The sequence below is a fragment of the Halalkalibacter oceani genome, assembly GCF_023715705.1.
In the GTDB taxonomy this organism is placed as follows: domain Bacteria; phylum Bacillota; class Bacilli; order Bacillales; family Bacillaceae_D; genus Halalkalibacter; species Halalkalibacter oceani_A.
In genome coordinates this window covers 64736-88360 of the sequence record NZ_JAMBOS010000012.1, presented here as the reverse complement: position 1 = coordinate 88360, position 23625 = coordinate 64736, and the positions used below count along the sequence as shown (strand labels likewise).

Annotated in this window: 26 protein-coding genes and 1 riboswitch; of the genes, 24 read left to right on the top strand and 2 right to left on the bottom strand. The window is 50.7% G+C overall.

The window, feature by feature from the left end:
- Window positions 1-3: 3 nt before the first annotated feature.
- From M3212_RS12785 to M3212_RS12745, 9 genes are all read left to right on the top strand, one after another.
- Window positions 4-2157, top strand: coding sequence for a sugar phosphate nucleotidyltransferase (locus tag M3212_RS12785; RefSeq protein WP_251194374.1), 2154 nt, complete (start codon window positions 4-6; stop codon window positions 2155-2157).
- 37 nt (window positions 2158-2194) lie between these two features.
- Entirely contained in the window at window positions 2195-2920 is a 726-nt protein-coding gene (locus tag M3212_RS12780; protein ID WP_251194373.1) for a hypothetical protein, read from the top strand.
- 57 nt (window positions 2921-2977) lie between these two features.
- Window positions 2978-3127, top strand: coding sequence for a 50S ribosomal protein L33 (rpmG, locus tag M3212_RS12775; RefSeq protein ID WP_003323811.1), 150 nt, complete (start codon window positions 2978-2980; stop codon window positions 3125-3127).
- 85 nt (window positions 3128-3212) lie between these two features.
- A complete protein-coding gene (locus M3212_RS12770) occupies window positions 3213-3773 on the top strand; it encodes a 5-formyltetrahydrofolate cyclo-ligase (protein ID WP_251194372.1) in 561 nt (186 codons plus the stop codon).
- The gene (locus M3212_RS12765; RefSeq protein ID WP_251194371.1) at window positions 3770-4564 is read left to right on the top strand and encodes a DUF92 domain-containing protein; all 795 of its coding nucleotides are present in this window, start codon (window positions 3770-3772) and stop codon (window positions 4562-4564) included. The genes M3212_RS12770 and M3212_RS12765 overlap by 4 nt, the downstream gene beginning before the upstream one ends.
- A gap of 48 nt (window positions 4565-4612) precedes the next feature.
- On the top strand, window positions 4613-5632 hold the full coding sequence (locus M3212_RS12760; RefSeq protein WP_251194370.1) for a ThiF family adenylyltransferase: 1020 nt from the start codon (window positions 4613-4615) through the stop codon (window positions 5630-5632).
- Window positions 5633-5660: 28 nt separating this feature from the next.
- The gene (locus M3212_RS12755; protein ID WP_251194369.1) at window positions 5661-6302 is read left to right on the top strand and encodes a hypothetical protein; all 642 of its coding nucleotides are present in this window, start codon (window positions 5661-5663) and stop codon (window positions 6300-6302) included.
- Between the two features lie 41 nt (window positions 6303-6343).
- Entirely contained in the window at window positions 6344-6544 is a 201-nt protein-coding gene (locus tag M3212_RS12750; RefSeq protein WP_251194368.1) for a sodium:proton antiporter, read from the top strand.
- A gap of 261 nt (window positions 6545-6805) precedes the next feature.
- Entirely contained in the window at window positions 6806-8341 is a 1536-nt protein-coding gene (locus tag M3212_RS12745; protein ID WP_251194367.1) for a rhomboid family intramembrane serine protease, read from the top strand.
- Here M3212_RS12745 and M3212_RS12740 read toward each other — a convergent pair.
- Entirely contained in the window at window positions 8322-9209 is an 888-nt protein-coding gene (locus tag M3212_RS12740; RefSeq protein ID WP_251194366.1) for a hypothetical protein, read from the bottom strand. The two genes, M3212_RS12745 and M3212_RS12740, sit on opposite strands and share 20 nt — an antisense overlap.
- A gap of 142 nt (window positions 9210-9351) precedes the next feature.
- On the opposite strand from M3212_RS12740, the gene M3212_RS12735 reads away from it, so the two are divergent.
- Window positions 9352-10815: a spore germination protein gene (locus tag M3212_RS12735; RefSeq protein WP_251194365.1), complete on the top strand. Its 1464-nt coding sequence runs from the start codon at window positions 9352-9354 to the stop codon at window positions 10813-10815.
- Window positions 10816-10943: 128 nt separating this feature from the next.
- Here M3212_RS12735 and M3212_RS12730 read toward each other — a convergent pair whose 3' ends face one another.
- Window positions 10944-11357: a YueI family protein gene (locus tag M3212_RS12730; protein ID WP_251194364.1), complete on the bottom strand. Its 414-nt coding sequence runs from the start codon at window positions 11355-11357 to the stop codon at window positions 10944-10946.
- Window positions 11358-11497: 140 nt separating this feature from the next.
- Here M3212_RS12730 and M3212_RS12725 point away from each other — a divergent pair, with 140 nt between their 5' ends.
- The 14 genes from M3212_RS12725 (at window position 11498) to M3212_RS12660 (ending at window position 23500) form a co-directional block, all read left to right on the top strand.
- Window positions 11498-12010: a hypothetical protein gene (locus M3212_RS12725; protein WP_251194363.1), complete on the top strand. Its 513-nt coding sequence runs from the start codon at window positions 11498-11500 to the stop codon at window positions 12008-12010.
- Window positions 12011-12029: 19 nt separating this feature from the next.
- Window positions 12030-12224, top strand: a complete 195-nt coding sequence (locus M3212_RS12720) for a YqgQ family protein (protein ID WP_251194362.1) — start codon at window positions 12030-12032, stop codon at window positions 12222-12224.
- A gap of 12 nt (window positions 12225-12236) precedes the next feature.
- Window positions 12237-13205, top strand: a complete 969-nt coding sequence (locus M3212_RS12715) for an ROK family glucokinase (protein WP_251194361.1) — start codon at window positions 12237-12239, stop codon at window positions 13203-13205.
- Between the two features lie 62 nt (window positions 13206-13267).
- Window positions 13268-14683 (top strand): aspartate ammonia-lyase, encoded by a 1416-nt coding sequence (aspA, locus tag M3212_RS12710; protein ID WP_251194360.1) that lies wholly within the window; start codon window positions 13268-13270, stop codon window positions 14681-14683.
- Between the two features lie 167 nt (window positions 14684-14850).
- The gene (locus M3212_RS12705) at window positions 14851-15963 is read left to right on the top strand and encodes a hypothetical protein (protein WP_251194359.1); all 1113 of its coding nucleotides are present in this window, start codon (window positions 14851-14853) and stop codon (window positions 15961-15963) included.
- 252 nt (window positions 15964-16215) lie between these two features.
- Window positions 16216-16323, top strand: a riboswitch (TPP riboswitch).
- Between the two features lie 79 nt (window positions 16324-16402).
- A complete protein-coding gene (gene thiE, locus M3212_RS12700) occupies window positions 16403-17038 on the top strand; it encodes a thiamine phosphate synthase (protein WP_251194358.1) in 636 nt (211 codons plus the stop codon).
- A complete protein-coding gene (thiS, locus tag M3212_RS12695; protein WP_251194357.1) occupies window positions 17038-17235 on the top strand; it encodes a sulfur carrier protein ThiS in 198 nt (65 codons plus the stop codon). Before thiE ends, thiS begins: the two co-directional genes overlap by 1 nt.
- A gap of 4 nt (window positions 17236-17239) precedes the next feature.
- Window positions 17240-18019, top strand: coding sequence for a thiazole synthase (locus M3212_RS12690; protein WP_251194356.1), 780 nt, complete (start codon window positions 17240-17242; stop codon window positions 18017-18019).
- A 24-nt stretch (window positions 18020-18043) separates the two neighbouring features.
- On the top strand, window positions 18044-19156 hold the full coding sequence (gene thiO, locus M3212_RS12685; RefSeq protein ID WP_251194355.1) for a glycine oxidase ThiO: 1113 nt from the start codon (window positions 18044-18046) through the stop codon (window positions 19154-19156).
- 18 nt (window positions 19157-19174) lie between these two features.
- Window positions 19175-19984, top strand: coding sequence for a bifunctional hydroxymethylpyrimidine kinase/phosphomethylpyrimidine kinase (thiD, locus tag M3212_RS12680; protein ID WP_251194354.1), 810 nt, complete (start codon window positions 19175-19177; stop codon window positions 19982-19984).
- Window positions 19985-20259: 275 nt separating this feature from the next.
- Window positions 20260-20970, top strand: a complete 711-nt coding sequence (locus tag M3212_RS12675) for an ABC transporter ATP-binding protein (protein WP_251194353.1) — start codon at window positions 20260-20262, stop codon at window positions 20968-20970.
- Window positions 20970-21740, top strand: a complete 771-nt coding sequence (locus M3212_RS12670) for an ABC transporter permease (RefSeq protein ID WP_251194352.1) — start codon at window positions 20970-20972, stop codon at window positions 21738-21740. The genes M3212_RS12675 and M3212_RS12670 overlap by 1 nt, the downstream gene beginning before the upstream one ends.
- A 24-nt stretch (window positions 21741-21764) precedes the next feature.
- Complete coding sequence (locus tag M3212_RS12665) at window positions 21765-22349, top strand: hypothetical protein (RefSeq protein WP_251194351.1); 585 nt, start codon at window positions 21765-21767, stop codon at window positions 22347-22349.
- A gap of 23 nt (window positions 22350-22372) precedes the next feature.
- Entirely contained in the window at window positions 22373-23500 is a 1128-nt protein-coding gene (locus M3212_RS12660; protein WP_251194350.1) for an MTH1187 family thiamine-binding protein, read from the top strand.
- Window positions 23501-23625: the final 125 nt, after the last annotated feature.

Sequence of the window (23625 nt, the reverse complement as noted above, 5' to 3'; positions counted from 1 at the left end):
TGAATGAAGGCAGTGATTATGGCAGGAGGAAAAGGGACAAGGCTTTACCCTTTAACGGCGCAGCAGCCAAAAGCGATGGTTCCGCTGGCGGAAAAGCCGGCAATGCAATACAGCATTGAACTGCTGAAAAAGCACGGCATAACCGAGATCGCGGTGACGGTTCATTACATGGCGGAAAAAATTGAAGCTTATTTCGGTGATGGGAGCGATCTCGGTGTCAGTCTGACCTATTTTAAAGAAAGCAGCCCGCTTGGCACGGCTGGAAGTGTGAAACAGGCAGAAGCATTTTTAGATGAACCTTTTCTTGTCATGAGTGCCGATGTGCTGACCGATTTTGATTTGCAGAAAGGCATTGCTGCCCATAAAAAGATGGGCGGACTCGCGACGATTTTTGTAAAGGAGGTTGAGTCTCCGCTTGACTACGCCGTCGTGCAGACGAATTGTGCGGGGCGTGTTACGAACTTTCTCGAAAAACCGCAAGAAGAGGATGCCTATAGTCGAACGGTGAACAGCGGAATATATGTAATGGAGCCGGAGATCTTTGCTTATCTTGAAAAAGAAGCAGTCTCTGATTTTGGACATGACCTCTTTCCGCAGCTGCTTCGTCTCGGTGGGCAGCTCAACGGCTATCCGGCAAATGGCTACTGGACGGATATTGGCACACTGCCCCGTTATTATCAGGCCCAGCTTGATCTGCTGAACCGGGATGTGAAAGCTGAGATAAGCGGGGGAGAGGTCGCCCCGGGTATCTGGCTTGGGGAGGATGTCGTGATTGAAGCCGGTGTCAGCTTGAAAGCCCCTGTTGTGATCGGCGCCGGGGCGGTTGTACAGCGTGGCGCTTCGCTTGGACCTTGCGCGGTTATCGGCGCCGGCTCTACCGTGGCCGGTAAGGCGTCAGTCGAAAGCACGGTTGCCTGGCCGCAGACGGTGCTTAAGGAGGGAAGCGTGCTAAAAGGAGCGGTACTGGCAGATGGAGTCATTGTCAAAGAGCGGATGACTATTCAGGAGCAGCTTGTGATTGGCAGCGGGGCGGTGGTGGAAGAGACGGTTCCTCAACCAGGACAGCCGCCTGCGGCAGCCAAAACATTTGGACAACCAATTGATCACGGTCCTGCCTTAAAGGGCCATCGTGCTCGGCTTTCGACAGCCCTGGCGAAGGCGGAGGAGCAGACCGCCGCGCTCGCCGCGGCGTTTGGCAGCTTACTTCGGCCTCAGGAGATGGTTTATCTGTCCAGTGATCATCAGCCCCGCTCGGTCACCATGAAGAAAATCGCGCTTCAAAGTCTGCGGGCAACAGGTGTGAATGTTGTGGAAATCGAGTCAACCTTGCTGCCGGTTTTCCGCTACAGCCTGGAGGCGAATGACACGGCAGGCGGCTTATACTTTCGCCAGTCAGAGCGAAATGGCGAGAAAAAGCTGATCGTCGAGCTTTTTGATCAGGACGGGCTGCCGATTAATAGAGAGTGGCAGCAGCGGCTGCAACAGTTTCTTTCAACTCGCTGCCGGCGCTTTGTCCAGCGATCGCAGACCGGTGCGCACCGGATGAGGAACGATCTGGAATCGTCCTATCTTTCTGAGCTTCTTGCCCGGATTGATGTTGCGCTGATTCGTCAGCGGAAATGGAAGATTGCGCTTTACGACGAAACACAGGGGCAGTTTCCACTGCTTTCCTTCCTCTTTGATTATTTACAATGTGAATGGATGGAAGTTCGGGAGCTTCAGGATATTGAACAGATGGAAAGCTTTGTCCGCAGTCGGCAGGCCGACCTTGGCATCTTAATAGGAGAAAGCGGAGAATTTGTCAGCTGGATGACCGAAGAGGGCCTTCTTTTGTCAGATGAAGAGCAACTTCTGCAGACGGCGCAGGTGCAGCTGGCGTTAAAGCAAAAGCCGAGGCTCGCCGCCCCTTTATTCGGCGGTGCCCAGCTGGAGGAGCTTGCCGCCCGCTTTGGCGGGACGATTGTGCGGACGAAGCCGTCGACGCGGGCGATGATGGAAGCGGAAGCCACGGTCCAGGTTATGGCCTACGATGCCCCGTTCGCGATTCTTTCGACGCTGTATTATTTGAGCACATCCGGTTATTCTCTGACTGATTTGACGCGGACGCTTCAGGAGGAGCTCGATTTTCCGCTGACAGCCGGGAAATTCGTTATGTAGCTGAATCATAAAATAAGACAATCATGAAGGAGGCGTAATGCCAGTGTATTCAATCACCAATCAACAGCCTGGCAGTAAAGAAAAAGGGGAGCAGCGCACGTTAACCGAGCATGCATCCAAAAGACTTCAGAGCGAGCAGACAAAAGGCTTATTATTGGGCTTGCCGTATCGCTTTGCTATTTGGAGGGAGGGAGAGTGCATCTGGCTTCATGAAGAGGGATGGGAGGTGTTTATGTTACCGTGTGAAGCGCTGAAGTCCCTTCATATAATGGCGTATCATCCGCGTTGGGAATTGCAGATTACCTTGCTTTACTCCGAAGAGTCCGCTGCTTTCTCGACGATTTCCTTGAAAAATCAATCACATGAAATAAGGGAGCTGCGTTTTTTGATTCATCTGCCGGATCAGGCCGGAGCGGCACCCGAGCTCAGCTTCGTGTCTCCGTCCCAGCAAGTGGTTCTACAATATAGCAGGGAGGCTGTTCATTTAGTTGGGGCTCGCTTTTTTCAACAGGCGGCGCCGCAGGTTTCCGTCGGCATAAAGGATGATATTTGGGAAGGGGAAAGCGGGAAACTGGCGATTTCTCCGCTTTCGAAGACGAGTGGCGAATGCATGATTCTGATGCCGCTTGTCATGACAGGCTATGAGGAAGCATGCGGTCAGCTTTGGAACCTGGAAGCGGAGTCGGAAGAGGGTGTCTGGGCATCGTATCAGCAGCAAATTGTTGCTAATTCATACTGTAAAGAAAAAACACTTGATCACTGAGAGAAGATTTGCTATCATAATCAAGTATGAAGAAAGCACAGTTTGGAGGGATAACAAATGCGCGTACAAGTCACTCTTGCTTGCACTGAGACAGGCGACCGTAACTATATTACAACAAAAAACAAGCGCACAAATCCTGAGCGTATTGAATTAAAGAAATACAGCCCAAGATTGAAGCGTCACACGCTTCACCGCGAAACAAAGTAAGCAGATGGATTTTTTCCACTGCTTCTTTTTTCTTTGACAGATTGCCATGACACATCCGGGACGTTCAGGGAAGGGAGAGAGTGTTGTGAATCAGAAGAGCCTTATTCGAGCAAAGACGAAAGAAGCGCTGGAAGCGATGTCCGATCAGGACTATATTGACGATTCTCAGCAAATTGCCAAACAGCTTGTCAGCTCCGCGTTTTGGCAGGCTTCACATACAGTTGCCATCACGATTTCGCGCCATAGAGAGGTCGATACATATCAGATTATTGATCAGGCATGGAAGGAAAAGAAGAGAGTAGCCGTGCCACGGACGGATCTCAAAGAGAAATCAATGCAATTTTACGAGCTTAGCAGTTTTACACAACTTGAAAAAAGATACAGTGACTTGATGGAGCCGTTGCCTGAAGTGTGCACGCCGGTTGCCGAGGATCAGCTTGACTTGATTATCGTTCCTGGTCTGGCATTTGACGGGAGCGGATCGCGCCTCGGATTTGGCGGCGGCTTTTATGACAGGCTGCTGGCAAGGGTTGAAAAGAAATCTGTTGCCCTCGCTTTTTCGTGTCAGCTCTACCCCGGGCTGCCGACAGAAGCCCATGATCAGCCGGTTGACCATGTGATTACAGTGGACGGGTTCATCCGATGATCGCCGTGCTGTTACTAGGGGTATTGCTGATTGCTTTCTATGCGGTTAAGGCAAAGGCGCTGACGGTCTCAGGCGGGGTCGCAGCTGTCTTTGTCGGCGGCTTCATCGCGCTCGGCTTCGGTCTGCCGGGGCTTCTGCTTTTGTCGTTGTTCTTCTTCAGCTCGACATTACTAGGGAAATTCAAGCAAAAGCAGGGGCGTGAGGAAGAGCAAATTGTGGAAAAAGGCAACTGCCGTGACGCAATGCAGGTGATCGCCAACGGCGGGATTCCGGCGCTGCTGGCCGCGATCTACTTTTTCGTGCCAAGTGAACTGCTGATTTGCAGCTTTGTGGCGAGCATTGCGGCTGCGACAGCCGATACATGGGCGACGGAGATCGGCTCGCTCAGTAAGCAGCACCCGTTCCACGTCGTAAAATGGAATCGTGTCGCGCCCGGAACTTCTGGAGCGGTGACCTTGCTCGGATTGGCGGCAGCCTTTGCCGGAAGCTTCCTCATTGTTGTGCTGGCGATTTTCTTATGGTGGGGCAGCTACTATAACAGCCATCTGCTTCTTTTTGCCCTGATTGTTTCCGGCTTTGTCGGCAACTTTTTTGATACGTTAACGGGAGCGAGCTGTCAGGTCATTTACCATTGTCCGGTATGCGGCAGAGAAACAGAGCGGACGACCCATTGTGACAGGCCGACAGAGCATAAGTATGGCGTGAAATGGCTTAATAATGATAGTGTTAATATAATCTGTACCTTTACAGGGGCTCTTCTAGGTTTTATTTCCGGCTTGCTGCTTCTTTGAGCCGGAAATAAAAGGGGAGGATTAAAAAAGGTTTGAAGGTGGCTCAAGATGGAGAAACATTCTTTAGAACGCTATTCAAGACAAATGCGCTTCGCTCCAATCGGGGAGGAAGGGCAGAAGAGGCTGGCAAAAAAGGTCGTGCTTATTGTCGGGGTCGGGGCGCTTGGAACCGTGCTGGCCAACCACTTAGTGCGGGCTGGTGTCGGACGGGTAAAAATTGTTGATCGTGATTATGTCGAAATGAGCAATTTGCAAAGGCAGATGCTTTTTGATGAAAGCGATGTCAAAGAGAGCCTGCCGAAGGCGATCGCCGCCGAACGAAAGCTGCGGGCGATTAATTCTGCTGTCCAGGTCGAAGCGACAGTCGCCGATGTGACGGCTTCCACTTTGCCGGCCCTCATGGAAGATGTTGATATCGTTCTTGATGGAACCGATAATTTTCGCACCCGTTTTTTATTAAATGATATGTGTTTTCAAAAAGGAATTCCGTTTGCCTATGGCGGCGCGGTCAGTGCACGGGGGATGTCCGCGCTGTTTATTCCGGGAAAAACGCCATGTCTCCGTTGCTTAATTAACGAGGGGAGCGGCAGTGGGGAAACATGCGATACGGTTGGCGTGATCAGTCCAGTTGTCGATATTGTCGCCTCCTATCAGGTTGTCGAAGTCATCAAATATTTAGTCGGACAAACTGAGGCGTTGCGCGGCACATTGCGCAGCTTTGATCTGTGGGGCAATCATCAATTCGATTTGAAAATGGCAAAAGCGAAAGCCGATTGTCCAACTTGTCAACAGCGCCTTTTTCCGGCGTTAACAGCTGATGAGACGGAAGTGACGACGCTGTGCGGCCGGGAAACGGTGCAGATTAACCGGCAAAAGCCGTTTGATCTGGCGCTTTGGAAAAACAGACTGACCGGCAGCGCCAACGTGAAAGCGACGCCGTTTCTCTTACGAATTGAGCTTGAGGAAGGAGAACGGATCGTTTTGTTTCCTGATGGCAGAGCGCTCGTGCAGGGAACGGAAGACTTGACGAGAGCAAGGACGTTGTACAGCAAATATATCGGAGATTAATGTTCATTGAAGGGGAGGGCATGGATCTTTGTTTAGGGGAAAGAAGCGATTATACATTGGCTTGGCTTTCATAGTCATATTAGTAGCGCTGATTGGATTTCGAGAAATTCGAACACCCGAGCAAGGAATGATGGCAGCAGAGATGGAGAGGGAGACAAAAGAAGCTGTAGCCGTGCAGGAAGATCCCGTTGTCAATGACGGTCTGTCTGAGCAGGCTGTTGAAAGAGAGCTTCCGGATTTTGAAGAGATATTTGCAGAGGAATCGTTAAGTGAATTAAGAGAGAAAATGAAAGCGCGCATCGGGGAGCAGCGCACCTACCTGGAAACGATTGTGCAGCAGACGGACAGCGATCATTGGCTCGAATTATTGGAAACAAGCGAATGGCGCTTGTTTCAAAGGTCGGTCAATGAGCTTTTTTATAGAAAGCAGGTGCCATTTGAGCTGATGAATGATATGGAGAAAATTGTCGTTCTCAGCCGCATCACATACGTCTTTCAGGAAAAAACTGCGCTAACGTATTTATATCAACTCGTTCACGATTTGGATGTCCATGTGAACCGGCTGACGGATCCGCCCTATGGCGTCACGGAGGCCTATGGAAGCAAGCAGAAGTATATGGAGATCGATCAATACTTGCAAGTATTGGCAAGATCAGATTCTTTCGGATAAATTCTTCTCACTGACGTATAGTAAGAAAAAGGAGGGATACGATGTTACAGCGTTTCGTTACGATGGTATCGTTCGTTTTTTCTTGCTATTTGTTGTATAAGTACCGCTATCGAGTCATAAACGCTTTTTTAGGAAAGCGTTGGCTGAGAAAGGTTGCGATCAGTATGGCGATGCAGATTCCGACTGTCCGTGATAAAGTGTTGGGATCTGTGCTGTCAAACCGTCAACCACAGCACCAATAGCCACAGTAATGAGAGGAGTCTGACCAGGCCAAAAACAAGCTTGTTTTTACTGGTTCAGGCTTCTTTTTAAAAGATAAGAAAGTATAAAAATTTCGGGATGATTAGGGGCGGAGCGTTGGCTTCGACGTTACGCGGATGTCTGAAAGAACCCCGTTTTCAGCCATCTTTAAACGATGGTAACGGCTCCGCACGCCGCTTCTAAGAAAGGACGCTACGCGTTTTTTTATTGAATGAGAAACGCCGGCCGGAGGGAGGAGTATCGTGGAGGCGGAACAGCACGATGCATATTACTGGAAAGTGATCCACTATTTAATGATCAATCAAGGCTACCGTCTGCTGCAACAGGAGGGAAATGAAGCATGGCTCGAGGATGAGGAGTCTAAGCCGCGGCGGATTTTGCGAATTGTCAGAGCGGATGTCGATTGGGCGAACTGGTTAAAACGCGATATCGTCGACTCTGTAAGCCGGTTTGAACAACTGCGTCGTCAGCTCCGGCTACATGAGCTGATCGGCGAGAATCTCTATATTAGCGTTTATCCTCCGGTTGACTCCTGGGAGGAGCTGCAAAAGCCTCTGGCAGCGAATAAACAAAAGAAAACAACCGTTTATACCTCACTTGTCACAAGGGAGGCGGCTTCCGGTGGCGAGGTGTCCGTCCGCGGGCAGATGCTGCCGCAAGCGACGGATATGAATTCGGTTGAGGAAATCGAATTGACGACAAGGCGGCTGCAACGGGAGGTTGCCGAAAGGGCACAAAAGCGTGAGCGCGAGGAGCGGCAGCTATTTTTATTCGCGAAGCCGCGGATGATCTACGTGCTGCTCGCTTTGATCGCTGTCATGTACTGGACGCTGGAACAGAACGGGGGCAGTACATCCGTCTTGACATTAATTGAATTCGGAGCGAAATATAATCCGGCGATTATGCAAGGAGAATGGTGGCGCCTCGTCTCGGCGATGTTTCTCCATATTGGCTTCCTGCATCTTTTTATGAATTCACTAGCCTTGTTCTACTTAGGCGGGGCAGTAGAGCGGATGTATGGGACGGGGCGCTTTCTCGTGATCTACTTTATCGCCGGAGTGTTTGGCTCGGCCGCCAGCTTTGCGTTTAATGAACAGGTGGCGGCCGGGGCGTCTGGAGCGATTTTTGGCTGCTTTGGCGCGCTTCTCTATTTTGGTACCATTCACAAAAAACTATTTTTCCGGACAATGGGGAAAAGTTTGCTGTTCGTCCTCGGACTGAATTTAATTTTTGGTCTGACGGTGCCGATGATCGATAATGGCGCTCATGTCGGCGGGCTGATTGGCGGCTTTTTAGCTTCTGCCATCGTCCATTTGCCAAAGCATGCGAAATCGGCCAGACAGCTGGGGGCATTTGTGCTGACAGTCGTGAGTATCGGCGGATTGCTCGCGTATGGAATGATCAATGAGCAAAAGGCTCCGTCTGCCCTGCTATCGTTGCAAATCGGGCAGGAATATTTGCAGCAGGAGGAGGTTGAGAAAGCCTATCCTTTCTTGCAGCAGGCGGTCGAAAATGGAGCCGACATGCCGGAGGCTCCATTCCTGCTAGCCTATGCAGAAGCGATGTTCGGCAATTACGAGGAGGCGCGGCAGCTTCTGCTTGAGGTGATTCAACAGCGCTCCGATTTTCATCAGGCTCACTACAATCTGGCGCTCATCTACTTGGAGCTGGGCGAGACAGAGGAAGCGAGGGCATCGTTAGAACGCGCGATTCAATTAGAGCCGAACGAGCCGATGTACGAGGATTTGTACGAGCAAATTACCGATCCTCTGACATAATCGTCTGTAAAAGCTGAACGGGCTCGCCGTCCGCTGTGCGAAATAAGATAAAGAAATGATCACCGCTGTGCGGAATCAGGATGAGCGGAACCGTACTGCCGACCGGGGAAAGAGGCGCTCCGTCCTGACGGGTGATGCCCAGTACATAATGTTTATAAAGTCCTTCCCAGAGACCGCCGAGAAAACGGCTGGTCTCTCCTTCTGTCAAATGGGGCAGAGGCTGGTGCTCGTATTTGGCGAGATCTGTCAGCGCGATCAGGCTGTAGTTTTCTTTTGACAGCTGGTAATGCTTAAGCAGGGATTCCCATTCATATAGCTGCTGCTGCGACAAAATATAGTCAAGAATCCGTTTGCTTTCAGCGTCCTCATCAGTCGCCGGGATCGTAAACGAATGCAGCGGCCGAAGTGGTGAATCAATGACGTAAAGCTCATCAACACTTAATGTTTGTGCGCTTTTAATGACGTCATTTGGATAATGAATCTCGGCATGATGAAAGGTTATGACCTGGTAATGACCACTGTCATCAGAGCGAACATCTTTTTCAAGCTGTAACGTATCGGTATTTTCGCGCCAGGCCGAAAGAATATCTTTTAAATAACCGTCTTCAAATAACAACGAAACATCCTGGCGCAAGTAGGCCTGTTGATTTAAAATCGAGCTCACTGACCAGTTTAGTATGTATTCATCCTCATCCTCAATCTTTTGAAATTCGATATTTGAGCTGGCTTCAGAAAACGAGGCCGTCGGATCAAGTGGAAAAAAGATCAGCGCATCGCGAAATGGTTCAGGCTTAATTTGAAAAACGAGAAAAAGTCCAACACAAAACGAGCTGACGAGCAGGGCGAGCGCAAGCTTCCATGTTTTCATCCGTGATTCCCTCCTTTCCGTGGACAACCGTTGCTTGATCATATGCAGCCAAGCTCAATCTTATGCTTGGACAATGAATGGAAAGCGGGTCGCAGGCGAATACTTGAAAGGAATCAACGGATTGTGAAATGGAGGTCATTTCATGGAAGAGGAGTCAAGAAAGCACCCGGTCACGAGCGATTTTGAGAAGAACATCGCCTTTTTAAAAGACGAGCTTGGTGTCGATGCGAGCTTTGACCTGATTCATTTGGAACTAAAGCACGGCGGCCGGCGGATGGGGCTCTTTCTTGTTGACGGCTTTGGCAAGGATGCGGCGCTCACGCAAATTCAGCGTGAACTGAACCGGCTGCCTGAGGACGGGTTAAAAGAAAATCCGTTAGATACACTGATGCAGCATCAGATTCCTTATGTCGAGATTGCCAAGAGCGATGATCTGGATGAGGTAATTGATGAGGTGCTTGCCGGCCCGGCGGCATTGGTCGTAGAAGGACTTGATCAGGTCATCATCCTGGATACAAGGGAGTATCCGGTCCGGGGGCCGGAGGAGCCGGATACTGAACAAGTGATCAGAGGTTCAAAGGATGGCTTCGTCGAGACGCTTGTGATGAATGCGGCGCTGATCCGCCGGCGGGTCCGTGACCGCAGCATGCGGGTTGAGTATAGCAAGGTCGGGCGGCGGTCGAAATCGGACCTAGCGCTTGTTTATCTGGCCGATATTGCTGACCAGGAATATGTCGAGGCGATGAAGCAAGCCCTCGATCAAATTGATACGGACGGGCTGCCGATGGCCGATAAAAGCATTGAAGAGTTTATCTTCGGTCATCACTATCAGCCTTATCCGCTAATTCGGTACACGGAGCGTCCCGATGTTGCCGCGACCCATCTGTTTGAAGGGCATATTCTGCTGCTCGTCGACGGCTCACCAAGCGCGATGATAGTGCCGAGTACGTTCTGGCATCATCTTCAGCATGCCGAGGAATACAGGCAAAAGCCGGTCGTCGGCGCCAGTTTGCGGATCGTGCGCTTTGGTGCAGTCTGGGCTTCATTATTTTTAATGCCGCTTTGGTACTTGCTCGCGACGAATGAGCAGTTTGTCCCGGAGGTGCTGTCCTTCATCGGCGCGGAAAAAGAAGGGGCTGTACCGCTGTTCGCTCAGTTTCTCGTAGCCGAAGCGGGAATCGAAATGCTGAGGATGGCGGCGATCCATACGCCGAATCCGCTTGCGACGGCATTGGGACTGGTTTCTGCCCTGTTAATCGGCGAGGTGGCGATAAATGTTGGCCTGTTCTCGGCGGAGGTTGTTTTATACTTGGCGGTGGCGGTCGTCGGGACATTCGCGACGCCAAGCTATGAATTAAGTCTCGCCAACCGTCTGATTCGCGTCGCGCTTTTGCTGTCGACGGCGCTGTTCGGTCTTGGAGGCTTCGTCGTCGGGATTACGGTCTGGCTCCTGATGCTCATCCGGATTCAAGTGCTTGGAACGCCGTATATGTGGCCGTTTTTGCCCTTTAACGGTCGCGCTTTGCGGGATGTCATCTTCCGTGCCCCGATGCCACTGAAAAATCGCCGCCCGGTCGCGATTCATCCAAACGATCCGGACCGCTAACGGGGAAAGCTAAGCGGTTTTGTTTTCTTTTTGTCAGGCTTTCAAAGTGGGAGCTATTCCCGGCAATTAGTAAAGCAGTCAGGAAAGAGGGGTTCTTTCCTGACTGCTTTATGTCAAACGGGCTATCCTTACGGGAGGAAATCGGCGCCGCTTTCCTCCATATCGCGCTCAAACAGTTCATCTTTAATAAACAGCTGCTTCGTTTCGATGGGGTCGGCTTGATCGGCAACGATCAGACCGAAGGGGGTCAGCTTTTTTGGCGTTACAAAGGTGAAGCTGACGCCGTGCGTTCCAGCTTCTTTTATGTAGTTGGAAAAATGGCTGTAGCCAAGGTTGCCATTTAAATAAAGTTGAAGATTGCGCTTTGTTTTCATCAGCTCAATGACTTCATTGTACATCCCTTTGTTAATGACCTGTTTCTTAGTAAGGGCGAGGTGGATCCGTTCCAAGAGAGTGGAGAGAAACAGATTCCGCTCCTCAGGTTTAATTTCCGGAGCCCCGTACAAGGCCCGGTCAATCACTTCTTTCATTTTTTGTTCCATGTTCAGTCTCCTTTACTGATCATCCGTTGTTGATCCGGCTCTTCTTAATTTGTCCATTCGTACATATCATACCATAAAGAATCTGTTGACAAGGCTGAGACAGAAGAAATTAAAGTATAAAGAGAGGTGTGGAGATCAGCATGTGGTTTATTCTCACCATTTTGATCTTTATCGTGACGATAGGCGTTACGGTTGGTGGATTACTCGTTGCGCCGAAAGAACAGATCCGGCCGCTACAGCTCATTTTACTGACGGTTTGTTTTACTCTTCTATGCTATCTCGGTATGCTTACGGGGATGTTTTTAACGGGATGGATCAGTTTGCGGTTATTGGATTATCTCGTCGCTGTTGTCGCGCTGCTGTTTATTGTTGCCAGCATGAGGCGCTTCCATCCGACGCTCGGCTTCTTTCATCCGGATGACCGGATTGTGGTCTCGTTGCTCGCTTTTTTGTTTTTCCTGATGGGCGTCGAGTGGGGATTAATTGAATTGCGAACGTTTTTTACACTGTTTGTCAGCGTCCTGTTTGCGGCTGCTCTTATTCTCGGAGTTTTCATACAAATTCAAATTCGGCAGGTTCTTTGGCGTTATACGTATATTGCCTTCACTCCTTTAGTTTGGCTCCTTTTCGTAACCATTATGAAGCTGTTATAATAAGGGTGAGGTGAGGATCGTGAAAACAATGTTTGATGTTATGCAGCTCCTGAAAAAATACGGGACAATCATTTATACAAAAGATCGCGGGCTCGATCTTGAATTGATGGAGGGCGAGATTCGCGAGCTTTATGAGTGGAAGATGATTGATCAGACTGTGTTTCAACAAGCGTTGCTCATCTTACGGCAGGAAGCGTCAGGACGAAAGGAATAGAAGGTGACGATAATGAAAGAGTGGTATGTAGGTATCGACGTTGGTGGTACGACGATTAAAATGGCCTTTGTCACAGCAACGGGTGACATCGTCACAAAATGGGAGATACCTACAAACAAACAGGATGAAGGCAAGTATATTACAAGGGATATCGCGAATGAGATCGCGCAAAAATGGCAAAAACACAAACAACAGGATGTCAGGCTCGCCGGCCTCGGCCTCGGTGCCCCGTGTTTTTTTGAAATGGAGACCGGATTTGTCCATCAGGCGGTGAATATTGGCTGGCGTAATTTTCCACTGAAAGACGAGCTTGAACAAAAGACAGGCTTTCCCGTCGTGGTGGACAATGATGCCAATATGGCCGCGCTCGGTGAAATGTGGCGCGGAGCAGGGGAAGGAGCGGCAAACCTGCTCTGTGTCACTCTCGGTACCGGCGTGGGCGGCGGAATTATCTCCAATGGCCGCATTCTTCACGGCGTCAACGGGATGGCCGGTGAAATTGGTCATCTTACCGCTGTCGCTGAAGGGGGAGCGCCCTGCAACTGCGGGAAAACAGGCTGTCTTGAAACGATTGCTTCAGCGACCGGCATTGCCAGGCTGGCTGTTGAGCAAGCAACTGCCGCGCCTGACAGCGTGCTTCACCGCCATTTACAAAGAAACGGTGTACTTACTGCAAAAGAGGTGTTTGAGGCGTATGCTGAAGCGGATGAAACTGCTGAAAAGGTTGTTAAAGAAGTCGGCTTTCATCTGGGACTGGCGCTCGCCAATCTGGCAAATGCGCTCAATCCTGAAATCATCGTGATCGGCGGTGGCGTTTCAAGAGCAGGAGAGCCTTTGCTTGCGGTGATTGAGCACTATTTTTCCCGCTACGCGTTACAGCGGGTAAAAGAAGGGGTACGCTTTAAAATAGCAACGCTTGGCAATGATGCCGGAGTGATAGGCGGAGCCTGGCTGGCAAGCGAGAGCCGTCAACAGATATAATCCATTCACATAGTATAATGTAAGGACAATCATTGATTGATATAGATGAAGGAGCTAAGATGATGTCAACATATCGTACGGAACGAGATTTAATTGGTGAGAAAGAAGTACCGAAGGATGCCTATTACGGAATTCAGACGATGCGCGCGAGAGAGAATTTTCCAATCACGGGTTACCCTCCCCATCCTGAGCTGATTCGGGCATTTGGTTATGTCAAGAAGGCGGCGGCTATGGCTAACCGCGATGTCGGCGTGCTTCCGGCCAATATTGCGGATGCGATTATGGCCGCGGCTGATGAAATCATCGACGGGAAGCTGCAGGATCAATTCATTGTCGATGCGATTCAAGGTGGGGCCGGCACGTCTTTCAATATGAATGCCAACGAGGTCATTGCCAATCGGGCGATCGAAATACTCGGCGGGGAAAAAGGAGAGTACATGCGTGTCAGTCCTAATACGCATGTCAACATGGCGCAATCGACGAACGACGCTTTCCCGACGGCGATTCATATCGCCTGCCTTTCGCTGGCCAAAGGACTGCGCGAAGAACTCGAGCGTTTAATCGAGGCGATGAAGGATAAGGAAATCGAATTTGATGGTGTGTTAAAGATGGGACGCACTCATCTTCAGGACGCAGTGCCGATTCGGATGGGGCAGGAATTTGGCGCCTATCGCCGCGTGCTGAGCCGCGACCTGCGCCGGATCAGCCGCTCTGTTGATCATCTTTATGAGATCAACATGGGAGCGACGGCAGTTGGGACCGGTCTGAACGCGAAGCCGGAATACATTGAAAAAGTAGCGACGTACTTAGCCGATCTAACAGGGTATCCGTTTAAGACGGCGGAGGACTTAGTCGATGCGACGCAAAATACAGATGCCTATACGGAGGTTTCAAGTGCGTTAAAGATTATGGCAATCAACCTGTCAAAAATGGCGAATGACTTGCGTCTGATGAGCTCAGGACCGCGTACCGGATTAAATGAAATTAATTTGCCGGCGCGCCAGCCGGGTTCTTCGATCATGCCGGGAAAAGTCAACCCGGTCATGTGTGAGGTGGTCAACCAGATTTCCTTCCAGGTCATCGGTAACGACCATACGATCAGCATTGCGTCAGAGGCGGGGCAGCTTGAGCTGAATGTGATGGAGCCGGTACTTGTATTCAATCTGCTTCAGTCTTTATCGATTCTTAAAAACGGGATCGATGTTTTCCGGAAATACGCAATTGAAGGAATTACGGCCAATATCGAGCATTGCCGTCATGTTGTCGAGCACAGCGTCGGGATCATTACAGCGATTAATCCACATGTCGGCTATGAAGTCGCGACAAGAATTGCCAAAGAAGCGATTCAAACCGGACGCCCGGTTCGGGAAATTTGTCTGGAGCGAGGTATTTTATCAGAGGAAGAGCTGAACGAAATTCTCGATCCGAAGGAGATGACGAATCCAGGAATTGCCGGAGCGCGTTTTATTTACGGATAATGTTTTTTTTAGGGGTGAGTCAAAAGAAAATTAATCCTTTTGGCTCACCCCCTCTTCCTTAAGGATCAGTTCGCTGAAATTTTTTCTTGGAAAGTTGAAACATTTTCGCAGCTGGAACGTCTAATAAAGAGAGCGTTTATGACTATGAGTGGAAGGGGGAGAGCCGCTTGAGAAGATTGTTTTTGTGTTTTATTTTGCTTTTTGTCATGTCAGCCTGTACGTCCGGGCAGTTGGAAAGCCATCCATCGCCGGAGCTGCAGACAGACTTGCCGGAAAAACGTGACGTGCCTAATTCTTTCTTCACCGGCTCCCCCGTAGTGCCCCTTTCGGAGGCAGAAATAACAGAGGTAACAGGCTGGTATAGCGAAGAGGCGGTTTTTTACTTGACGGAAGATGGTGAGCATTCCAGCATACATACGTATCACCTGCTTACAGGGGAGACGGCTGATTTTTTTCAGGGGGAGGGCTGGGTGATCAATATCGCCCCCAACGTTGATTACACGCTTTTTGCGATTCAACTGATCACCCCGGAGCATGAGGCGGAGGTCGTGATCGTCGACACAGCAGGAGAGCAGCAGATGACGATAGAGGGTTTTGGCGATGATTACTCCGTTTTCTGGAATCCGTACCAGCAGGATCGTTTGCTTGCTGTCGCATTTTTGCCTGATTGGGAGTATGCCGGCTACCTTGTAGATGTAGGGACGAATGAAGTCAAGCCGGTTGAACTGGAACAGCCTTATATTCAATGGCTGTCGCAAACAGAAGTCGCCTACCTGCTATGGGATGAATTGGAGCCGAACTATCAGGCGCCTTTATACATTGCGAATTTGGAGAATGACAAAAAGAAGCTCTGGCGGGAAAACGTGATTTCTTTCATGAGCTTTCCGGGTCAGCTCTCGCTGATGGTCACCGTGGACAGCGTGTATGATCTGTATTCGAAGTACAGTTTCTTTCGGGAACGCGAGCAGGTGCAGCAGATTGAAATGCCGATCTTAAATACGTATTCGGAGCAATGGTGGATTCCATTTTACAGCTATGATCGAGCAAACGAAATTTTTTATTTTGCCCGGCCGAAGTACAGCGGTGATTTTTTAAGCTATGATGATGGCTTTGAATTAATCGCTTATCATGTCCGGACAAATGCCGAGGAAAAACTGGCTGAATTGGAAAACCATGAACGGATGCAGATTGCCCCGGACGGCAACTATTTGTTGCTTGGCAGCCGCTATGAATCGGTTTTTGACATTGAGGAAGAGGTACTTGTCCAGCTTTTTGAATAAGTAGCTATGCCATAAGGTCGATTTTTACCTTTTGGCATAGCTACTAAGCGATTACTCTTCTTCGAGTTTCTCACAACGGGCTTGTGGCGAGTGAAGCCATTGCAACTATATGTAAGGGTAAAAAATTTCCGGAGTAATTCAAGGAGTGGCACTGGCTCCACACAGTGCTTTTAAGAAAAACCGCTGAGGGCTTTTCTTATTGATTTTTTAAGTGGATCTGTCATAATGAAGGTAGTGAAAAGATAATCAGTATGTTTAGACTAGGGGTGTCTGCAGAAAGCAGGCTGAGAAAAAGGTGTTCCTTTTACCCTTGTACCTGATCTGGCTCATACCAGCGTAGGGAAGTCGATGCAATTCATTTTTCATATTGCAGCCGTATTCCACATTCGTTGGGATACGGCTTTTTTGCAGACTAAGCAAGGAAGAAAGGTGAGATTGAATGAAGGACTTTCAGCTATATGCGATTACAGGAGAGGCGTTTCACCCAGGCCGTGATCTTATTGAGGTCATGGAGGAAGCGATCCGGGGTGGCGTTGATATTGTCCAGCTTCGCGATAAAACGAGCAGCAAGCGTGATGTTTTGCAGAAAGCGCAGGCCCTGCGCGAACTGACGAAGAAATATGGAGTCCCTTTTATCGTCAATGATCATATCGATGTTGCGCTGGCGGTAGATGCTGATGGGATTCACCTCGGTCAGGATGATCTTCCACTCGCTGAAGCGCGTAACATTGTCGGACCGGATAAAATCATCGGTATTTCCACTCATCAGATTGAGGAGGCGCGCGCCGCGGAAGCGGAGGGGGCCGACTATATCGGCGTCGGTCCGATTTTTGAAACGAAAAGCAAGGCGGATGTCGTCGATCCGGTGACGACGGCCTACATTCAGCAGGTTGCCGCTGAAATTACGATTCCGTTTGTCGCGATCGGTGGGATTAAGCTCCACAACGTCGAGCAGGTGCTGGCGGCCGGAGCGCGCCGGATTTGCATGATTAGTGAAATCGTCGGCGCCACTGATGTGAAAGCTGTCTGCGAGCAGTTTACGGATATTCTTGAACGGCATAAGGAGGAAGCATGATGAAGCTGATCATTAATGGAGAACAACATGAGCTTGCCGCAGCGACGCTTGCCGATGTTGTTCAGCATTTCCAATTAGAGCCGCAGCTTGTCGTCACCGAGCTTGACGGTCAGATCATTGACCGGGCTGATTGGGCGGCGACTACGCTTGAAGCCGGAATGAAAATTGAGCTTGTACAATTTGTCGGAGGGGGATGAGAGGATGAAAGAGAGTCGATTAACGATTGCCGGCAAGGAGCTGTCCTCGCGTTTTTTTCTTGGGACGGGCCGCTACCCGAACCCATTTGTCCAAAATGAAGCGATTCGCGCTTCGGAGGCGGAAGTGCTGACTTTCGCGATTCGCCGCGTTAATTTGGAGGCGCCAAATGAGGATGCGATTTTGCAGCATCTTGACGGGATGAGCTTTACGTACCTGCCGAATACGTCAGGGGCGAAAACGGCTGAAGAGGCGATCCGGATTGCCCGTCTGGCGCGCGCCTCCGGCTTGAGTGACTGGATTAAGGTCGAAATCAGCGTCGACGAGAAAACGTTGCTGCCGGATCCGATTGAAACGTTAAAAGCAACAGAGGTGCTGGCTGCTGAAGGCTTTGTCGTCCTGCCTTATACGTCGGATGATCCGGTGCTTTGCAAAAAGCTTGAAAATGCCGGAGCGGCGGCTGTGATGCCGGGCGGGGCGCCGATCGGAACAGGGCTCGGCATTTTGAATCCGTACAATTTGCAGCTGATCGTCGAGCAGGCGACCGTCCCGATTATCGTCGATGCCGGGCTCGGCTCGGCGATGGACGTCACGCAGGCGATGGAGCTCGGAGCTGACGGGGTGCTGATGAATACCCCTGTCGCCAAGGCAAAGGATCCGGTGAAGATGGCGCTGGCGATGAAGCATGCGATCACTGCCGGAAGACTTTCCTATGAAGCTGGACGCATTCCGAAAAAGAAATATGCGACGGCAAGCAGCGGTTTGACATCCTTGATTTCAAACTAGCAAAGACAACGAGGGGGAATCGATGTGAAAGAGCAAATCCTCATTCTTGGAGGAGGGGTAATCGGGCTTGCGACAGCATTTGAGCTGAGTCGCCGTGATTATGACGTAACCGTAGTTGAGAAAGCTTCATGCGGTGGGCAAGCATCCGGAGCAGCGGCCGGAATGCTTGCTCCTTTTTCCGAAATTGGCGAGGACCCGGACGATTTCTTTCAGCTCTGCCTCGACAGCCTGCATCTCTACCCGCGCTGGCAGAGAGAAGTGAAGGAGGCAAGCGGGCTTGATTTTGAGTATTCGGAAAGCGGAAGTCTCCATGCGGTCTATCACGAGGCGGAGCTGCTCGGTCTGGAAACGCGCCAGGCGTGGCAGCGCCAGTTCGGCGTAGAAGCGGAAATCATTACAGGCGACCGGCTGCGCCAGCTTGAACCGGATTTATCGGAGCAGATAATCGCAGCGATGCATTACCCGGAGGAAAGCCATTTGTTTGCTCCCGATTATGTAAAGGCGCTTGAGGCGGCTTGTCGGCGCCACGGTGTGACGATTGCTGAGCAGCTTGAACAGGTCACGGTCGAACGCTGGCGGGAAGAGATCGTTCTTCGCTCTAAGTCCGGCCGGATCTTTCAGGGAGACAGGCTGATTGTCTGTTCGGGCGCATGGGCGCAGGAGCTTGAGGGTGTTTTCGATCTCCGGATTCCTGTTTATCCGATTCGCGGTCAAATCTGTGCCTATGATCTGGCGGTCGGCCGGATCAATCATATCGTCTACACGAGCCAGGGGTATGTCGTGCCTAAGGCCAATGGAACGCTCGTCAACGGCGCTTCGGAGGACATTGCCGGCTTTCAGACGGAGGTGACAAAAAAAGGGATTGACCGCCTGACAAATTGGAACAAAAACATCTTTCCCTTTTTGCAGGAAATGACGCCATTTCATACATGGGCCGGCTTGCGGCCGGCAACGCAGGATGGCTTTCCTTTACTGGGAGCGCTGCTTGAGGCGCCCCATGTTATCTTTGCGACCGGTCATTATCGCAACGGTATTCTGCTCAGCCCGGTGACGGCCAAAGCTGTTGCTGATATTCTGGATGGCAAACAGGACTATGCGCCGCTCGCTTCATGCAGGCCGGAACGCTTTAGTTACTAGGAAATGGAGGAATGTAAGATGACGCTTGCAAAAGCATTGACGATTGCCGGCTCGGATAGTGGGGGCGGAGCCGGCATTCAAGCTGATTTAAAAACATTTCAAGAACTTGATACATTCGGGACGAGCGTCATTACGGCGCTAACGGCCCAAAATACACTCGGTGTTCACGGCGTTTTTCCGCAAACGCTCGAAGCGGTCGAAGCGCAGCTCGATGCCGTTCTGTCCGATATTGGCACAGACGCCGCCAAGACAGGGATGCTGTTTTCAGCGGAGATTATTTCACTTGTCGCCCGGAAGCTGAAGCAGTATGAAGTGAAGCGTCTCGTTGTTGATCCGGTGATGATTGCCAAAGGTGGCGCTTCCCTTTTACAGGAGGAAGCGGTAAAGGCGCTGATTGAAGAACTGCTGCCACAGGCGATGGTCATCACCCCGAATTTGCCGGAGGCGGCCAAGATTCTCGGCTGCGAAGAGCCGCAGACGCTCGCCGAGATGAAGGAGGCGGCTGTCAAGCTCCATCAGCTCGGACCGGCCTACATTGTGCTGAAAGGCGGCCATTTGCCGGACGGACCGGCGATCGATCTCGTCTATGATGGCCATGAGCTTCACGAGCTGGAGACAGAACGGATTGCGACAAAGCATACTCACGGTACCGGTTGTACATTTGCCGCGGCGATTGCCGCCGAGCTTGCTAAAGGAGCTGCCCCGCTTGAAGCGATTCAAACGGCGAAGGCTTTTATTACAGCGGCGATTACTCATTCACTCGCGATAGGCGGCGGCATCGGACCGACGAATCATGCGGCCTACCGCCGGCTGACAGGGGAAGCGTAAAATAGTGAGCTTGAAACGAAACCGGCTTACAACGAGATCACTGAAAAACGTCCTTTTTCATAACTCGAAGAAGAGTAATCGCTCCGCGCATTGCGCGCCTTGCTACGAGAAACCCCACTCGTAGCAAGGCTTTCAAAAACAGGCTACGGCTACGTTCATTACTTAGAGGCGGGGATAAAGGTAAAAACAGCCTTTTATCCCCGCCTCTTCATTTTGTTCACGGGCTGATTCCTGTATAATAAAAAAACAGGAGCAAGAGCTAAAGGGGTGGCAACTTGGACATTCGATGGGAGAACGTCGGAAGCGACCGGGTGACGGATATGACCTTTTCAATTGAAGGGGGTCAGCTTGTTACGATCATCGGTCCTTCCGGGGCGGGAAAAAGCAGCCTGCTAAAGCTGATGAACCGTCTGGAAGAGCGAAAGAGCGGGATGATTTATTATCGGGACAAGCCTATCACCGACTTTGCGATTAAGGATTTGCGCAAACGGATCGGCATGGCGTTTCAAAGCCCGGCTTTGTTTGAAGGAACGGTCGAGGATAATATTTTATACGGACCGCGCTTACATAATCTTAATTGGTCTAAAGCCCGGCTGCTTGACTTGCTTGAAGCGGTTCACCTGACGGATGATTTTTTAGCAAAGCCGGTCGAGGAGCTTTCAGGCGGTGAACAGCAGCGGGTTTCTTTAGCCCGGACGCTCGCCAATGAGCCCGAGGTTCTCCTACTCGACGAGGTGACAAGCGCCTTGGACCTGCGGAATGCCGCTGTTGTCGAGGAACTGATCAAACATTTACAGAAGCAGGGGAAGACGATTTTGATGGTGACGCATGATCTCGAGCAGGCCGAGCGGCTTGGCGATCTGACATTTTTCATTGACAAAGGCCGTTTGGTGGAGCAAAAGGAGTCGGTTGCTTTTTTTGCCAATCCGGAGACGCTGGAAGCGCGGCGGTTTCTCTATCGGGATGAAGAAGGAGGGAGCGCCTGATGGCACCGGAGATTTCGAATACGTCGATGCTGTTTTTGATCGTTTTTGTCCTGATTCCACTTTCGCTCTCCTACCTCTATGCGTTAGGATTAGAAAAAAGCATCACCTGGTCGAGCGTCCGCGGTGTGATCCAGCTGTTTTTGATCGGGTATTTGCTGACCTTTCTTTTCGGCTTGCGGCCGATCGTTGGCATTCCGATTATGCTGATCGTCATGATTACGGTGGCCGGGATACATGCGGCAAAAAAAGGGAAGGGCATCCCGTCCGTCCTGGCGGTTGTCCTCCTGATTCTTTGTGCGGTGGAAGCCGTCGTCCTGACGATGTGGATCGGCTTCGACATGATTTCCTTCACTGCGGAGCAGGTCATTCCAATGAGCGGGATGATTATCGGCAACAGCATGGTCGCAATCGGGCTGGCGCTTGAGCGGATGAAGCAGGAGTTTAGGCAAAATCATGACCGGCTGCAGGCGGCGCTTGCCCTCGGTGCGACGCCGAAGGAGGCTTCGCAGCTTCTGATTCGCAAAATCGTCAAAGCTGCGATGATTCCGAATGTTGACGGATTAAAAACGATCGGTCTCGTTCAGTTGCCGGGGATGATGACCGGGCTGATTTTAGCCGGGGTATCGCCGCATGTGGCGATTCGCTATCAGATTGTGATTTCGCTTAGTATTTTTGTGGCGGTGTCCATCAGCGCGATGCTTGTGACCGTTTTTACATACCGGGCTTTTTATACTAAGCAGATGCAATTGATCCGGATGGAAACAGATTGATCGACAATAAAGGAGCGGCTGTACATGTTTCGAGGAAATAAACCGGTTTTAATATTGCCAGGAATTTTGATGGTTGTCATGATACTTGGCGGCTATCATTTCTTGCAGCAGGAAGAGATGATTACGAATGAACGGCTTCCGGAAGTGATGGAGATGGAAGTTGATAAGACCCCGACAGACGATGGGGTGCGGGTTGAAGCGAACTGGGATTGGACGACCATGCCGGAGGAAGGAATGTATGGTGAGGATTATATCGGGATAACCGTCACCGATCCAGCAACAGGCGAACCGCGCCATGACCTCAGCTTCGCAGAGGGACAGCTCGAACTGCGCTATGGCGATCAAGTGATTGAGGAGTCGGCGGGCGTGACCGTCGACAATGGCATTATTTTTGCTTTTTCGAACAAGGTTGAGGAAAATATGACCTATGGCAATCTCGGCTCTGTCTCAGTCGAAGTCGTAGGGGCGGAGATTGAGCTGGAGCAAATTGAGCTTCACTTTTTGCATACATGGGTGGAGCACAGCCCGCTCGTAAAAGAGGATGCTGCTTTTACAGAGCCTGTCTTTGATGGAGCAGCGAATGTGCCGCATTGGGTAATGAGCTACTAGCATAGAAAAGGAAGGGTGTCGCGATGAAGGTAAGAGGGCTGTCCTATCAAAAAGGAATCTTCTATATTGGCAGGCAGCACGTGGCCTGTGCCTATCATGAAAAGTCACGGCTGAAAAGCTGGCTGAAGCCTTTAAGCGCCAAAACACTGCTCCTTATGGGGAAACAGATTTTCTTTTCAATGCCGCTCTGGTTTAAGCTGCTCAGCCTGACTGTGCTTGGCAGTGTCTTTATTCCAAAGCTGCTACCCGCTTATTTTGCCGGATGGGAAGGACTCCCCTATTATGTGCTGCTTTACTTTATGTTTGGCACCCACTTTATCTTTCCGGCGCAATTGCGCCGCTATCATGGCGCCGAGCATAAAGTGTTCAGCACGAAAGGCGTCATTCGCCGCGCGGGGATGCCGGGGATCAAGCGGGCGGCGATCACAAACCGTTATTGTTCGACCAATACGGTGGTGATCTATTTTGGCAGCGTGCTCGTTTTAACCGTTCTTATTTCGTGCTTCAATGGTATCGGAGAACCTTCCTTGGCACTTGCCTCATATGGGGCGATCGCTGCGATTCCGGTCGTCGCGGCTTTGATGACGAAGAAAGGGTTCCGCTGGCTCGAAAACCTGATTTTGCGGATTTCCTATTGGCTCCAAATTCATATTACGACCGCTGAACCCGAGCATCAGCACCTGCTTGCTTCGATCGAGTCGTATCGCAAGCTGGCTGCAAAAGAGTTTCCGGAAAGGCTCGTCGTCAAGCGGCCGATCCGTATAAAGGAGGAGAAGCATATGGCGATTGTCGATGTAACGATCATTCCAATTGGCACAGAGGGTACGAGCGTCAGCTCACATGTCGCTGAGATTCATCACGTGCTAAAGCAATTTGAAGGAAAAATCACCTATCAGCTGACGCCGATGAGCACGCTGATCGAAGGAGAGCTGTCTGTTCTGTTCGAGGTGATTCAGGCGATCCATGAAGTTCCGTTCAAGCACGGTGTGAAGCGTGTCGCGACAAATATCCGGATTGACGACAGACGGGATAAAGTGTCGACGATGCACGGCAAGCTCGCCGCCGTGCAAGGCAAACTGGCGGAGAAAACCGAGCCGGCTGTCGTGAGCGAGAAGGAGATAGAAGAAAACGCTGCTCCCATCCAAAAATAAGAGCGGGAGCCCGGTGTACAGGATTCAAAACGTGAAGAGGATGTATACGACAAGGCAAAGGCTGGAGCAAAAGGTAAAAAAAACAACCTTTTGTCCCAGCCTCCTATAAATAGTTGCCGACATCC